This window comes from Nostoc sp. GT001 (assembly GCF_030382115.1).
In the GTDB taxonomy this organism is placed as follows: Bacteria; Cyanobacteriota; Cyanobacteriia; order Cyanobacteriales; family Nostocaceae; genus Nostoc.
On the sequence record NZ_JAUDRJ010000003.1, the window covers coordinates 264,111 to 278,169 of the forward strand.

At 43.2% G+C, this 14,059-nt stretch carries 15 protein-coding genes; 14 read left to right on the top strand and 1 reads right to left on the bottom strand.

Going from position 1 to position 14,059, the window contains the following annotated elements; all coding sequences use genetic code 11:
- The first annotated feature begins 90 nt into the window (after positions 1-90).
- From cysE to QUD05_RS03805, 7 genes are all read left to right on the top strand, one after another.
- Positions 91-834, top strand: a complete 744-nt coding sequence (cysE, locus tag QUD05_RS03775; RefSeq protein WP_289794929.1) for a serine O-acetyltransferase — start codon at positions 91-93, stop codon at positions 832-834.
- Positions 835-900: 66 nt separating this feature from the next.
- Positions 901-1,131 (top strand): Asr1405/Asl0597 family protein, encoded by a 231-nt coding sequence (locus QUD05_RS03780; protein ID WP_289794930.1) that lies wholly within the window; start codon positions 901-903, stop codon positions 1,129-1,131.
- Between the two features lie 306 nt (positions 1,132-1,437).
- Entirely contained in the window at positions 1,438-1,635 is a 198-nt protein-coding gene (locus tag QUD05_RS03785; RefSeq protein ID WP_069070443.1) for a DUF2949 domain-containing protein, read from the top strand.
- 371 nt (positions 1,636-2,006) lie between these two features.
- Positions 2,007-3,140, top strand: coding sequence for a homocitrate synthase (gene nifV, locus QUD05_RS03790; RefSeq protein WP_289794931.1), 1,134 nt, complete (start codon positions 2,007-2,009; stop codon positions 3,138-3,140).
- Positions 3,127-3,414: a nitrogen fixation protein NifZ gene (locus tag QUD05_RS03795; RefSeq protein WP_069070441.1), complete on the top strand. Its 288-nt coding sequence runs from the start codon at positions 3,127-3,129 to the stop codon at positions 3,412-3,414. The genes nifV and QUD05_RS03795 overlap by 14 nt, the downstream gene beginning before the upstream one ends.
- Entirely contained in the window at positions 3,389-3,592 is a 204-nt protein-coding gene (gene nifT / locus QUD05_RS03800) for a putative nitrogen fixation protein NifT (RefSeq protein WP_069070440.1), read from the top strand. The genes QUD05_RS03795 and nifT overlap by 26 nt, the downstream gene beginning before the upstream one ends.
- Positions 3,593-3,749: 157 nt before the next feature.
- Positions 3,750-4,295: a (2Fe-2S) ferredoxin domain-containing protein gene (locus QUD05_RS03805; protein WP_289794932.1), complete on the top strand. Its 546-nt coding sequence runs from the start codon at positions 3,750-3,752 to the stop codon at positions 4,293-4,295.
- A 351-nt stretch (positions 4,296-4,646) separates the two neighbouring features.
- On the opposite strand, the gene QUD05_RS03810 is transcribed toward QUD05_RS03805, so the two are convergent.
- Positions 4,647-4,817: a hypothetical protein gene (locus QUD05_RS03810; RefSeq protein ID WP_289794933.1), complete on the bottom strand. Its 171-nt coding sequence runs from the start codon at positions 4,815-4,817 to the stop codon at positions 4,647-4,649.
- A 299-nt stretch (positions 4,818-5,116) separates the two neighbouring features.
- On the opposite strand from QUD05_RS03810, the gene QUD05_RS03815 reads away from it, so the two are divergent.
- The 7 genes from QUD05_RS03815 (at position 5,117) to nifH (ending at position 13,917) form a co-directional block, all read left to right on the top strand.
- Complete coding sequence (locus QUD05_RS03815; RefSeq protein WP_289794934.1) at positions 5,117-6,583, top strand: PQQ-dependent sugar dehydrogenase; 1,467 nt, start codon at positions 5,117-5,119, stop codon at positions 6,581-6,583.
- 1,182 nt (positions 6,584-7,765) lie between these two features.
- Positions 7,766-9,211 (top strand): nitrogenase cofactor biosynthesis protein NifB, encoded by a 1,446-nt coding sequence (gene nifB, locus QUD05_RS03820; RefSeq protein ID WP_289799875.1) that lies wholly within the window; start codon positions 7,766-7,768, stop codon positions 9,209-9,211.
- A gap of 129 nt (positions 9,212-9,340) precedes the next feature.
- Complete coding sequence (locus tag QUD05_RS03825; RefSeq protein WP_289794935.1) at positions 9,341-9,697, top strand: 4Fe-4S binding protein; 357 nt, start codon at positions 9,341-9,343, stop codon at positions 9,695-9,697.
- Positions 9,698-9,851: 154 nt separating this feature from the next.
- Positions 9,852-11,060: a cysteine desulfurase NifS gene (gene nifS / locus QUD05_RS03830; protein WP_289794936.1), complete on the top strand. Its 1,209-nt coding sequence runs from the start codon at positions 9,852-9,854 to the stop codon at positions 11,058-11,060.
- A gap of 90 nt (positions 11,061-11,150) precedes the next feature.
- Positions 11,151-12,050, top strand: a complete 900-nt coding sequence (gene nifU / locus QUD05_RS03835) for a Fe-S cluster assembly protein NifU (protein WP_289794937.1) — start codon at positions 11,151-11,153, stop codon at positions 12,048-12,050.
- A gap of 277 nt (positions 12,051-12,327) precedes the next feature.
- Positions 12,328-12,684, top strand: coding sequence for a globin domain-containing protein (locus QUD05_RS03840; RefSeq protein WP_069073114.1), 357 nt, complete (start codon positions 12,328-12,330; stop codon positions 12,682-12,684).
- Between the two features lie 348 nt (positions 12,685-13,032).
- Positions 13,033-13,917, top strand: coding sequence for a nitrogenase iron protein (gene nifH / locus QUD05_RS03845; RefSeq protein WP_069073115.1), 885 nt, complete (start codon positions 13,033-13,035; stop codon positions 13,915-13,917).
- Positions 13,918-14,059: the final 142 nt, after the last annotated feature.

Genomic DNA, 14,059 nt, shown 5'->3' on the forward strand with positions numbered 1-14,059 from the left:
CAATCAGCATTGAGTTTTGTATCGAGTTGGATGTCACCTGATATAAGCATAAAAATAGCAGATGAATCTTTTACCAGATAGACATTACCGATGCAACAGTCTTTAGACAGTATTAGCGATCCCCCCAGTACCAAAACACAGGATTCTGCACATAAATCCATGCTGAAAAATCTCCTCTCTGGCGTTTTTTTTGAGCCATTATTGAGTGATTTTCGCATTATTTTTGAGCGCGATCCCGCAGCACGGAATTGGCTAGAAGTGGTGTTTTGCTACCCTGGATTACACGCCCTATGTTTGCATCGTCTTGCTCACTGGTTACATGGTCGAGGAGTCGGTTTTATTCCCCGTTTCATTTCCCATTTGGGGCGATTTTTGACCGGTATTGAAATTCACCCAGGTGCAGAGATTGGACACGGCGTGTTTATCGACCACGGAATGGGAGTAGTCATTGGCGAAACTGCGATCGTCGGTGACTATACACTGATTTATCAGGGCGTCACCCTTGGCGGAACTGGTAAAGAAACTGGTAAGCGTCATCCCACAGTCGGCAAAAATGCAGTGATTGGGGCGGGTGCGAAAGTTTTAGGTAATCTGCAAATTGGCGATCGCGTCCGTATTGGTGCAGGTTCCATTGTCTTGCAAAATGTCCCCAGCGACTCCACAGTTGTGGGAATCCCCGGCCGAATTATTTCTCGCAACGAAAGCGGCGTCAGCCTTTCTCCCTTAGAACATGGAAAGCTACCCGATGTGGAAGCAACCGTGATTCGTTCTTTGCTCTCGCGCATCGAAGAACTCGAAAAACAACTGCAAACTTTAAAAGTCAAGAGTCATTAGTCATTAGCAAAGGACAAAGGACAACTGACAAATGACAACAGACAAAGGACAAATGACAAAGGACAAATGACAAATCACGTTTTGCAGATTCCTTTGAGCGATCGCTGGCGAATCTATCACCGTTTGCAAGAGTTAAAAATTAATTGCTCTTGTCCCCCTGATGGTTCTTTACGAGTGCAAGTGAACAATTTACTGGAAGTAATTCTAATTCGTAGTACAGTTATGCAACTTCTTGCTTCTCGTAACGAATTATTAGAATGGCTAGAGCGTTGCTGGCGTTACAGTAATGAGTCATGATTATTTCAAAAAGACCTAATTCAGAGACGATTAATCTTGAATTCATGACGCAAATACTGGACTTTATCCTTTTTGTTCATAGATGCACAAAGCTCAAATAGGTTTAGAGTTTGAAGCTACTGTCCGCTAGCAGAATTTGTTGCAGACTGAGATGGATTAGATGGGGTTTAGATTTTGTTGGGTCTACTAAATCTGAAATTACCCTGACATATAGCAACAATTAGAAAGGCGAAATTCTCAAATATAAATTGGGATTTCTGATTTTTAATTTTTTCCCAAATTAAGAAATTGAAAGTTCAATCAATTATGGCGATTCGGAACAGAGATATAAAACTACTCAATTTTTTGCACAATGAACTTGAACTTTCAAATGCCGATATTGCTGTAGCTCTGCGACACCGTGAATTAGAAAATGGCCCACTACCGATGCTCCTCTGGCAGTATGGTTTCGTTGATTTGGAGCAGCTAGGAAAGATATTTGATTGGCTAGCAGACCACAGTTAGCTAGTTTTTACCCCTTAGCTTTAAGTAGCATTATCTGCCTAAATTACACCCAAATGCACTAGAAAAGATGAGGTTACGAAGATGATTACATCCTTAATTGCTGGATTTTGTGTATTACTTTGTTCGGGATTTGCTAATAGTTATATTAGCTCATTGCTACTCGAAGACATTTCAACTGACATCGGTAAAAACGATTAGTAATTTATACATTGATTTAGTTCCTTGCCATACAGATGTGATGCTAATAATGGGGCAATAATTAAGGATCATGTATCCTACATTATGAATTGTGATATTTTTAGCATTTACCATCACGAGGGATTGTAGAGGGAAAGGATATTAAGAATACTTCCAAGAGAGGGATATTTGCAATGAATCAAATCATAATTAATGACACTACACTACGTGATGGTGAACAAGCAGCAGGTGTTGCTTTTACCCTAGAAGAAAAAGTAGCGATCGCTAAATTTCTCGATGCTATTGGTATACCGGAATTAGAAGTGGGTATACCGGCAATGGGCGACGAAGAAACCCGTGCGATCGCCGCAATTTCTGACTTGGGTTTACAAGCAAAACTCTTGGGCTGGAACCGCGCTGTCATCTCAGATATCAAGGCTTCCATCGCCTGTGGTTTGAATCGGGTGCATATTGCCATTCCCGTCTCTGGTATCCAAATTGCCACTAAATTTCATGGTCAGTGGCGAGTAAGTTTGCAAAAACTCAAAGACTCAATCCACTTCGCCCTCGATCAGGGTCTTTGGGTAGCAGTCGGCGGAGAAGATTCTTCCAGGGCTGATGAAAACTTCCTCTTAGATGTAGCACTTTATGCCCAAGAGTGGGGTGCATCCCGCTTCCGTTTCTGCGACACAGTAGGAGTTCTCGACCCCTTCACCACCTACACCAAAGTCCAAAGGTTGGTTTCAGCGTTGACGATTCCCCTAGAAATCCACACGCATAATGATTTTGGTCTGGCAACTGCCAACGCCCTTGCGGGTATCAAAGCCGGAGCTTCATCAGTGAATACCACAGTTAACGGATTGGGTGAACGGGCAGGAAATGCAGCATTAGAAGAAGTTGTCATGGCGATTAAACGCATCTACGGCGTTGATTTGGGCATTGACACACCAAGTTTGCTGGAACTTTCTCAACTAGTTGCAGCCGCATCAGGAGCCGATGTACCACCTTGGAAAGCGATCGTTGGCGAAAACACTTTTGCTCACGAATCAGGCATCCATGCTCACGGGGTATTGCAAAATCCCATTACCTACGAACCATTTGCACCTGAAGAAGTGGGTTGGGAACGGCGTTTAGTAGTAGGTAAACATTCTGGACGGCATTTAGTTGCTAACTTGCTAGAACAGCATGGAATTTTCTTGAATTCCCAAGAAACCCAATCTGTTTTAGATGCAGTACGCCATCAATCGGTACAGAAAAAACGCAGTTTGACGACAGAAGAACTGTTGAATTTGGTCAGAGAACAGAGGTACTCTCATGCAACGCGATGAATTAGAACTAAACTTGCCACCCGCTTTTGAAATTGGTGAAAAAGTCAGAGTTCGTAAACTGCTAAAAAACGATGGTACCTTTCCTGGTAAGGAAGTCGGCCAAGTTTTAGTGAACAAGGGAGATATCGGTTACATAGCGAGTATAGGCACATATTTGCAGACTTCCTATATATATGCTGTGCATTTCTTAGAAACAGGGTTTGTCGTCGGCTGCAAGAAAAAAGAACTAGAATCGGTTGAGGAATCTCATGAAAGTAATGCTACGGATGAATGATGCCGGCACTTTAGTAGTTTACGTTGCTAAAAAAGACCTGGAAGAAGAAGTCGTCAAACAAACCGATGGAAACGATGGCAAGATTCTCACCCTAGCAAATGGTTGGGAATTAGAATTTCGTGAATTGCCAGACACAGCAAATTTACCTCAAACAGTAGAAGCTAAACGCCTCGCATAAAACAGTTAGGAGTTAAGAGTTATGAGTTGGAAGTCAATAGTTATGAGTTAAGAGTTATGAATTATTAACTCTTAGCTCCTCATTTTAACTCCTCACTCCTAACTCCTCACTCCTAACTCTTCACTTTTAACTCCCCCACTCCTAACTTTTATCAATCATGGGTAACAAGTATTTGACGTTATCAGAATTGAACCTTGAGGGACAGTTACTAGGTTTTGTTGGTGGTGAACCAGGAAAATATAAATACTTACAATTGGCAGTTCCATCTGGAAATGTAGATATTAAACTGCCTAAAGAGTTGCGCCGTTTACTAAGTTCATCCTTAGTTCCTGGTCAGCAACTTCGCATTTGTGGTCATAGTAAGATAGACTCACGCACAAGTAAAATTAAAATTAAAGCCTATAAGGTGACACCAATCAATGCGTGTCCAAAGCAAGATTTACCACCTCAATCAAAAGCGAGGATTATGGTATGTCAAAAGGGCGGTTGTCTGAAACGTGGTGGTAAAGGGTTATTATCAGAATTAGAAAAAACTTTGTGCGATCGCGGTTTATTAGACAAAGTTACCATTGAACATACCAGTTGCCAAAAATGCTGTGGCAGCGCTCCCAACTGTGTTTTGCAGCTTGGTAAAAAGAAATACAAGAATATTCATCCTGATGCGATCGCAACTTTGCTAGAAAGTCATTTAACTTCAGATTAATAAGCTTTTCTAGCTATTCTTAAAATAATACACAACTTTGTAGGGGTAAAAATTTTACCCCTATTTGTTGTAAGTAGTTTCCAAATTTCAGGGTGATTGCGGAAATATTACAGGTATCTGAAGAACCTCTCTCTAAATCTCTTTCCTAAAAGGAGAGAGACTTTGAATTTTTCCCTTTTACGCTTTGGGAAAGGGCTTAGGGGGTTAGGTTTCGCGTTAGTTTTTCGCAGATTAATCAAGATTATCTGGATCTATGCCGAGCGATCGCAATTTCCCCCACAGCACGCTCACTCTCGCTACAACCATGAGCCACGGCTAGTTATACCAAGGGATATGTGCAATCAATCACCACTATTTGAGAAAAACCAAGTCCTCAGCGTTGGGTTTTTCCAACACAAACTTGGCTTTTTGACCGAGAAGGAACGCTGTTAAGAACCTCTGCATAATGGTTTCGAGGCTAAGTAGCTTGAGGAATATTTTAGTTGGGAAGTGCGATCGCTCTGCCTTTTTTATAACTCTCATTTCATATCATGTCCGCTTGATTGCTTATTAAACCCGAAGAACCCCACCCCGCCAAAGCTGTGCTTTGTCTCCCCTCCCCGCAGGCGGGGAGGGGGTTGGGGTTATTTTATTCTGGGTAATTTGGCGGACATGATATCACCCATTTTTTCATAAGTTAGAAAAATAGCAGTAGATAAAGATATTTTAAGTATTTCTAAAAAATGACACCTCTGAGTTAATTTGTTCAAATTCTCGGTCAAATCGGCTAGCCGAGAATGATGTGTAATATAGATCACTACTAAGCTAGAGGGAAGTTCAAAATGGTTGCATCTACTCTAAAACCAACACAGATACTTGGACGCATACTATCCGCATCTCTAATTAGTTTGATGTCCTTAGAGGTTCTTAGCACCGCTGCAATCGGTCAACCGCCCCCTGCGTCTGTTGAAACCAAGCTGAAAGTGCCTATTACAATGACCTCTTGGCCCTTTAATACTAGCCGTTACTTGAAAGTGCCGCCCAATTTCTCTATCTCTGTTTATGCTCGCATTAACAAAGCTCGCTTTATGGCAGTTGCTCCCAATGGGGATCTTCTAGTATCACAGCCCAGTTCCGGTAAAGTATTAATTGTCCGGCCAAATGGCAGCAAAGATCCAATTATTTCTGACTTCGTAACGGGTCTACGCAAACCACACGACATTGTGTTTCATAAAATTGACAACACCACATACATTTATATCTCTGAAACTCATCAAATTAACCGCTTCATATACAACTCTGGAGACTTAATCGCGAAAAATCGTCAAATCGTTGTAGTTGGCTTACCAGACAGCAGCACACTAGAACTCAAAGGCGCTTATGGTCACGAACTAAAAAATATCGCACTTGATGCCAACCACAAACTATACGTGTCGATCGCCTCTACATGCAATGCCTGTAAGGAAGATACTGTCAGCACTCCAAAGCGTGGTGCAATTTACCAGTACAACGCTAATGGAACCAATCAGCGGCTTTTTGCCGAAGGTTTACGTAATGCCGAAGGGTTAGCATTCTTACCTGGCACAAATGACCTTTGGGTAGTCGTTAATAATCGAGATAACATCGCCTATCCCTTCAACGATAGCACTGGCAATTACGGTAAAATTATCCCCTCTTATGTAGACGACCACCCACCAGAAGAGTTCACGAAAGTCCGAGATGGCGGTAACTACGGTTGGCCATTCTGCAACCCCAATCCTGACACGCCAAATGGCCTCAACAATATGCCATTTGACCGCGACTATCAGTTCAATGCGAATGGAAGTGTTAATTGCAATGCAATGGACAGGATTAGCAAAGGTATCCAAGCCCATTCCGCTCCCTTGGGACTAACATTCTTACAAAATACCAACTTTCCCAGCCTATACTCAAATGGGGCAGTGACAGGGCTGCATGGTTCATGGAATCGGCAGAAGAAAACGGGCTACAAAATAGCTTACTTTCCCTGGAACAGTACGACAAAGACCCCAGGGCAAGAGATGGATTTAGTCATCGGTTGGGTAGTTCCAGCAACGCAAGAAACCTGGGGGCGACCCGTGGATATGGTAGTAGACCAGCAAGGTAATTTGTTAATTTCGGATGACTTCAGCGGCACTATCTATAAGCTTTCCTACACGCCGTCACAACAGGTTAAGGTCTACAAAGACCCTAACTTTGGCGGAATTTCCCAGTCTTTTCCTACGACTCCAGGAGTATACAAATCCAACCAATCAGATTTTTTCACGCTTGGCTTGATTGTAGCTGCTTAGCCCGCATTTCTCACAAGCTTAAGGCGTTTGATGGAGCAGAGGAGAAGTAATGAGTAATGAGTAATGAGTAATAAGTAATAAGTAAAAACTTCTTACTTCTTACTTCTTGCTCATTACTTCTCCCCGGCACTTGCGCAGGCTTTAAGAGGTGTGGTGATAAATCCGGGTTAGGGGGTGAGGTTTTTTGCTAAGGTTTGTAATGAGCAATTCAGAAAATTCATTGCGATCGCTCAATCATGTTAGATTATAGTTTGTTGTTTCTCTTAAACACAAAATCCGACAGGTTCCTACCCATCTCCTCATTGTGGGAATGAAAAAAAAGAGTTAAAAGTTAAGTTTTTTGAAAATGATATGCAGCAACACACCTATTTTCATTACCTCACATCGCTTATCACACAAGGCTTACAACCACAATTGAATATGATTGTCAAAGCAAAAATTAAAAAAATATGAAGTGCATTTTTACCCTCAAAAAAATGATATGTTAGATACAGAATTGAATTTCGCACGTTTCTGGAGTAAAACAACATAGATTACTCCAGTTTTTCACCCTCAAACCCTTGGCATTTATTGCTTTTGACGGAAATTGAGGGTAGTCTGAGTACACATTTAAAAAACCAAAACCTAGTTGCAAATAGATTAAATTCTTTGCTGGGATTAGGTTNNNGCTGAGTACAAAGAAATCCTGAACCCCTATATATAAACANNNGAACCCCAACCAAAAAATACTAGAACCCCTACCCGAAAAAAACTTTTTTAATTCTTGTAATGCTTGAAGAATTAGGGTTTTTAGTATTGAGTACAAAAGTAATAAATCCAATAAATTCTATCCTAGAGAGACGCAATATCTGGCTGGGAGACGGCTGCTATAAATCTTATATCGCCAATCACCTAACGCTCTGAAACAAAACAAAGCGGAAAGTGAGTGGAGGGATGACATAGCACCATGCCTGAAGTGAAGAGAAGTCGCGGCTGTAAGCACAAATTCTACCCAAGAACCGAACGTTGACACACACCAGCCGAACATCAGATATCTATCGCCTGTCTGACTTGAAAATAAGTCGCCCGAACCCAAGGGTTTGCAGGCAGTGTGGAAGACGCGACTTCAATTCTGGGCATGAAAGAGTAGCAACAGCATCTCCCACAGTGGCAGCCAAGTCCACCGACCTTTTGCGAAACTCAATGACATCACCGTCTACACGACTCCTCAACTCCAACGCTACGGAATCGCCAACCCAAGCAAAATCAGGTGGTTGCGGCTGTGACAGCACCACCAGCACCACCGTGGAAAGGGACGAAAAGCTCCAAGAACGCATTGCTAAACATCCCTGCTACAGCGAAGACGCTCATCACCACTACGCCCGGATGCACGTTGCAGTTGCACCAGCTTGTAACATTCAATGCAACTATTGCAACCGCAAATATGATTGCGCTAACGAAAGCCGTCCTGGAGTAGTTAGCGAATTACTAACACCAGAAGAAGCAGCACACAAAGCTTTGGTCATTGGTGGTAAGATTCCCCAAATGACAGTTGTGGGAATTGCTGGTCCTGGCGACCCATTAGCGAACCCAGAAAAAACCTTCCGCACATTTGAGTTGATTGCAGAGCAAGCACCAGACATCAAGCTGTGCTTATCAACCAATGGTTTAATGCTGCCAGACTACATCGATCGCATTAAACAATTAAATATAGATCACGTAACGATCACCATTAACATGGTAGATCCAGAGATCGGTGCATTGATTTATCCTTGGGTTCACTACAAACGCAAGCGTTACAGAGGTCTTGAAGGTGCAAAAATCCTCCACGAAAGACAAATGGAAGGATTGCAAGCCCTGAAAGACGCTGACATCTTGTGCAAAGTCAACTCCGTAATGATTCCCGGAATTAATGACCATCACTTAGTTGAAGTGAATCGAGTCATTCGTGAGAAAGGTGCATTCTTGCACAACATCATGCCATTGATTTCTGCACCAGAACATGGCACACACTTCGGTTTAACTGGTCAACGCGGCCCCACACCCAAAGAACTCAAAGAAGTTCAAGACAACTGCTCTGGTAACATGAAAATGATGCGCCACTGTCGCCAGTGTCGTGCCGATGCAGTCGGATTGTTGGGAGAAGACCGCAGCCAAGAGTTTTCCAAAGAGAAATTCTTGGAAATGGCTCCCGAATATGACATGGAACAACGCGCTACCGTTCACGAAGGAATTGAGAAGTTTAAAGAAGAACTTAAAGTAGCCAAAGATAAGGCACTAGCTGGTAAGAAAGTTGCCAATAGTCCGAAAGTTTTAGTTGCAGTAGCAACCAAAGGCGGCGGATTAGTTAACCAACACTTCGGTCATGCAAAAGAATTCCAAATTTACGAAGTGGGTGGAAACGAAGTTCGCTTTATCGGTCATCGCAAAATTGACCAATACTGCCAAGGTGGATACGGCGAAGAAGCTTCCTTTGAGCATATTATGAAAGCGATCGCAGATTGCAAAGCAGTTTTAGTCTCCAAGATTGGTAACTGTCCTCAAGAAAAATTGCAAGAAGCTGGAATCAAGACAATTGAAGCTTACGACGTAATTGAAAAGGTTGCTTTGGAGTTCTACGAGCAATACGTTAAGGAATTAGGTAATTAGGGAATAGGGCATGGGGCATGGGGAATAGAACAATAATTATCCCCAATGCCGCCAGTCGCCTCTTGCCTACGGCACTGCCTCCCCAATGCCCAATGCCCAATACCCCTTACCCCAGAAAGGAGAATAATCATGGCTTACAAAATTCTTACTAGCCAGTGTATTTCCTGCAATCTCTGTCTAACGGTATGTCCGACAAATGCAGTAAAAGTGGTTGATGGACAGCACTGGATTGACCCTGAACTTTGTACAAACTGTATTGGTAGTATTCATACCATGCCCCAGTGTAAAGCTGGTTGTCCCACCTGCAACGGTTGCGTTAAGCAGCCTAGCGATTATTGGGAAGGCTGGTTTGCTAATTACAACCGCGTAGTCGCTAAATTAACAAATAAACAAGATTACTGGGAACGTTGGTTTAACTGTTATTCCCAGAAATACTCTGAACAGTTGCAAAAGCGCCAACCCCAAAAAATGGTAGCAGAAGCTTAAGGGACTTCCAAATAAAAAAGACCCAACTTTTCTTGTGGGGTGGGCGACACGAGTGCCCGTGACTAAGGGCGGACAAGATGTCCACCCCACAAGATTGGATAATTTATTTCTTGGTAATCCCTAAATAATTCCTAATTCTTAATTGAAGACAACAATGCAAAATAACTGCATCTATCTCGATAATAATGCCACCACTAAGGTAGACCCAGAAGTTATAGAGGTAATGCTACCTTACCTCACAGATTATTACGGCAATCCCTCCAGTATGCATACCTTTGGTGGGCAAGTCGGTAAAGCAGTGAGAACCGCAAGAGAACAACTTGCAGCCATCCTGGGAGCCGATGAGTCTGAAATTGTCTACACAAGTTGTGGAACTGAGGGAGATAACGCGGCGATTCGAGCCGCACTGTTAGCGCAACCTGAAAAGCGACATATCGTCACTACCCAAGTTGAACATCCAGCAGTACTCAATGTCTGCAAACAATTAGAAACCCAAGGTTATAGTGTTACCTATCTATCAGTAAATAATCAAGGGCAGCTGGATCTAGATGAACTAGAAGCTTCCTTGACGGGTAACACCGCCCTGGTGACAATTATGTATGCTAATAACGAAACTGGGACGATTTTCCCGATTGAACAAATTGGGTTGCGCGTTAAAGAATATGGCGCTATCTTCCATGTAGATGCGGTGCAAGCAGTGGGAAAAATCCCTCTGAATATGAAGACTAGCACCATCGATATGTTAACCTTGTCTGGTCACAAGCTGCACGGACCTAAAGGAATTGGTGCTTTGTATATCCGGCGCGGGGTTCGGTTCCGTCCCTTCATAATTGGGGGACACCAAGAACGCGGACGTAGGGCGGGAACTGAGAATGTTCCAGCAATTATCGCCTTGGGCAAAGCTGCTGAACTAGAACTGTTACACTTAGAAGAAGCGACGGCAAGAGAAAGAAAGCTGCGCGATCGCCTAGAACAAACTTTACTTGCTACAATTCCCGATTGTGTCGTTAACGGTGACGTTACGCAGAGATTGCCAAACACAACTAATATCGGCTTCAAGTACATCGAAGGTGAAGCAATTTTACTGTTATTGAACAAATACGGTATCTGTGCATCATCCGGTTCTGCTTGTACCTCCGGTTCTCTAGAACCTTCCCACGTCCTGCGGGCAATGGGCTTACCCTATACAACTTTGCACGGTTCTATTCGCTTCAGTCTTTGTCGCTACACAACCGTTGCCGAAATCGATCAAGTAATAGAGGTAATGCCCGGTATTGTAGAACGTTTACGCGCCCTCTCACCCTTCAAAAATGATGACGCAGGTTGGTTGCAAGGACAAGAACAAGCACTAGCTCATCGTTAATTAGGCAATAGGTTACAGGTTACAGGGAACAGATTATTCCCTATCACCTGTCCCCACTCATTACTCATTACTCATTACTCAGAACTAAATATGTGGGACTACACCGATAAAGTATTAGAACTGTTTTACGATCCCAAAAATCAGGGAGAAATTGAAGAAACGGGCGAAGCTGGAGTTAAGGTTGCAACGGGTGAAATCGGTAGCATTGCTTGCGGTGATGCTCTGAGATTGCACCTGAAAGTAGAAGTGGAATCTGATAAGATTCTAGATGCTCGCTTTCAAACCTTTGGTTGTACTAGTGCGATCGCATCTTCTAGTGCATTAACCGAAATGGTCAAAGGTTTAACCTTAGACGAAGCTTTGAAAGTGTCCAATAAAGACATTGCAGATTACCTTGGTGGTTTGCCAGAAGCAAAGATGCATTGCTCTGTTATGGGACAAGAAGCGCTAGAAGCCGCTATCTACAATTATCGTGGCATTCCTCTAGCTACCCACGATGATGATGATGAAGGTGCATTAGTTTGCAGTTGCTTTGGCATCAGCGAATCTAAAATTCGTCGCGTGATTCTAGAAAATCATCTCACGGATGCCGAACAAGTAACAAATTATGTAAAAGCTGGTGGCGGATGCGGTTCCTGTCTGGCGAACATTGATGATATTATTAGATCAGTTCAACAGGAATACGCCTCACCTGCTCTCAACAATTACGGCGTAAAAGTTGCCACAGAAATTGTTACATCTAAAGAGCGATCGCTAACAAACGTCCAAAAGATTGCTCTAATTCAAAAGGTTCTTGATGAAGAAGTCAGACCCGTACTGATTGCAGACGGGGGAGATGTAGAACTCTATGATGTAGAAGGCGATCGCGTTAAAGTTGTACTGCAAGGTGCTTGCGGTTCCTGTTCTAGTAGTACAGCAACTCTGAAAATTGCGATCGAAGCCAGATTACAAGATCGTGTCAGCAAGAGCCTTGTAGTCGAAGCAGTTTAGGAATTGCTGTAGGACTTAACGTATTCTACAAATACGCCCTAATATGCATTCAGCCAGGAACAGAAAGTAGGATTTGAACCATATAATTGTCTCCACATCAATGCTTCATACCAATTCTCTCTTAATTACGAACTTGTGCCGAGCGAAGTCGAGGTATTACGAATTACGAATTACGAATTGGTACTCCTACCACTATGACGGCTAACAGCATATAGGCAAAAAGATTAAGCGCCTACTTGCAAATTTCATCATCCAACTCGCTTCAAAGGAACAGGATATGAGTACATTGTACGACAACATTGGTGGACAACCTGCTATTGAACAAGTAGTAGATGAACTCCACAAACGCATTGCTACAGACAGCCTCCTCGCTCCCGTTTTTGCTGGTACAGACATGGCGAAGCAACGCAATCATCTAGTTGCTTTCTTAGCTCAAATATTTGAAGGGCCAAAGCAATACGGCGGTCGTCCAATGGACAAAACCCACGCAGGATTGAATCTACAGCAACCACACTTCGATGCGATCGCCAAGCATCTCGGCGAAGCAATGGCTGTGCGTGGAGTGTCAGCAGATGACACCAAAGCTGCACTAGATCGCGTCACAAAAATGAAGGGCGCTATCTTGAACAAGTAATAGGACTTATGCATTGATTGTTGACAAATAACAACATCAAGTCCTATTGAATCTTGCAAGCTGAAACACATTATGACGTATTTGTAAATTGCGTATTTTTCTTTGTTCTTTGTCAAAAAAAATGACAAAGGACAAAGGACAAAAAACCAAAAGAAAAAAATTTTAACGAGGAAGATGATGAACTTACTGTCAATAATTTTGGCTGTGGAGCGATCGCCCCCAGCAGGCATTTATGCCAACGGTACCAACGATGCTCTACACGCGCTCACTACTGTCGCTCAACTGGCGTGAACGCAACTGACAAACGCACAGACCCACCAACCAACCAATTGCAGGGAAACAAGAACCATGACAGAAGAAAACATAAGACAGATAGCTTTCTACGGTAAAGGCGGTATCGGTAAATCTACCACCTCTCAAAATACCTTAGCAGCTATGGCAGAAATGGGTCAACGCATCCTCATCGTCGGTTGCGACCCTAAAGCTGACTCCACCCGTTTGATGCTGCACAGCAAAGCTCAAACAACCGTTCTTCACCTCGCCGCAGAACGTGGTGCAGTAGAAGATATCGAACTAGAAGAAGTAATGTTAACCGGTTTCCGTAACGTTCGTTGCGTAGAATCTGGTGGTCCAGAACCCGGTGTAGGTTGCGCTGGTCGTGGTATCATCACCGCCATCAACTTCTTAGAAGAAAACGGTGCTTACCAAGACCTAGACTTCGTATCTTACGACGTGTTAGGTGACGTTGTGTGCGGTGGTTTCGCTATGCCAATCCGTGAAGGCAAGGCACAAGAAATCTACATCGTAACATCAGGTGAAATGATGGCGATGTACGCTGCTAACAACATCGCTCGTGGTGTTCTTAAGTATGCTCACACAGGTGGCGTGCGTTTGGGTGGTTTGATTTGTAACAGCCGTAACACTGACCGAGAAATCGAATTGATCGAAACCTTGGCAAAACGGTTGAACACCCAAATGATTCACTACGTACCCCGTGACAACATTGTTCAACACGCTGAATTGCGCCGTATGACCGTTAACGAATACGCACCAGAAAGCAACCAAGCTAACGAATATCGGACATTGGCTACCAAGATCATCAACAACAAAAACCTGGCTATTCCTACACCCATCGAAATGGAAGAACTAGAAGAATTGTTGATTGAATTCGGTATTCTCGAAAGCGAAGAAAATACTGCTAAGTTGGTTGCTCAGACTGCTACTCAAGCTTAGTCTAAGTAGGCGCTAAGAAATAACGATTTAGCACAAGGAAAAAGGAAGAGTTTCATATCTTCCCTTTTATCCTCTCCCTTGCATCTCCCCCCTAACCCTAGAGGGGACTCCTAGTCCCCCTATGCCCCGATCCTTACGAGTC

Coding starts and splice junctions, on each gene's coding strand:
- cysE (WP_289794929.1), top strand. CDS start 91: ATGCAACAGTCTTTAGACAGTATTAGCGATCCCCCCAGTACCAAAACA.
- QUD05_RS03780 (WP_289794930.1), top strand. CDS start 901: ATGACAAATCACGTTTTGCAGATTCCTTTGAGCGATCGCTGGCGAATC.
- QUD05_RS03785 (WP_069070443.1), top strand. CDS start 1,438: ATGGCGATTCGGAACAGAGATATAAAACTACTCAATTTTTTGCACAAT.
- nifV (WP_289794931.1), top strand. CDS start 2,007: ATGAATCAAATCATAATTAATGACACTACACTACGTGATGGTGAACAA.
- QUD05_RS03795 (WP_069070441.1), top strand. CDS start 3,127: ATGCAACGCGATGAATTAGAACTAAACTTGCCACCCGCTTTTGAAATT.
- nifT (WP_069070440.1), top strand. CDS start 3,389: ATGAAAGTAATGCTACGGATGAATGATGCCGGCACTTTAGTAGTTTAC.
- QUD05_RS03805 (WP_289794932.1), top strand. CDS start 3,750: ATGGGTAACAAGTATTTGACGTTATCAGAATTGAACCTTGAGGGACAG.
- QUD05_RS03810 (WP_289794933.1), bottom strand. CDS start 4,817: ATGAGAGTTATAAAAAAGGCAGAGCGATCGCACTTCCCAACTAAAATA.
- QUD05_RS03815 (WP_289794934.1), top strand. CDS start 5,117: ATGGTTGCATCTACTCTAAAACCAACACAGATACTTGGACGCATACTA.
- nifB (WP_289799875.1), top strand. CDS start 7,766: ATGACATCACCGTCTACACGACTCCTCAACTCCAACGCTACGGAATCG.
- QUD05_RS03825 (WP_289794935.1), top strand. CDS start 9,341: ATGGCTTACAAAATTCTTACTAGCCAGTGTATTTCCTGCAATCTCTGT.
- nifS (WP_289794936.1), top strand. CDS start 9,852: ATGCAAAATAACTGCATCTATCTCGATAATAATGCCACCACTAAGGTA.
- nifU (WP_289794937.1), top strand. CDS start 11,151: ATGTGGGACTACACCGATAAAGTATTAGAACTGTTTTACGATCCCAAA.
- QUD05_RS03840 (WP_069073114.1), top strand. CDS start 12,328: ATGAGTACATTGTACGACAACATTGGTGGACAACCTGCTATTGAACAA.
- nifH (WP_069073115.1), top strand. CDS start 13,033: ATGACAGAAGAAAACATAAGACAGATAGCTTTCTACGGTAAAGGCGGT.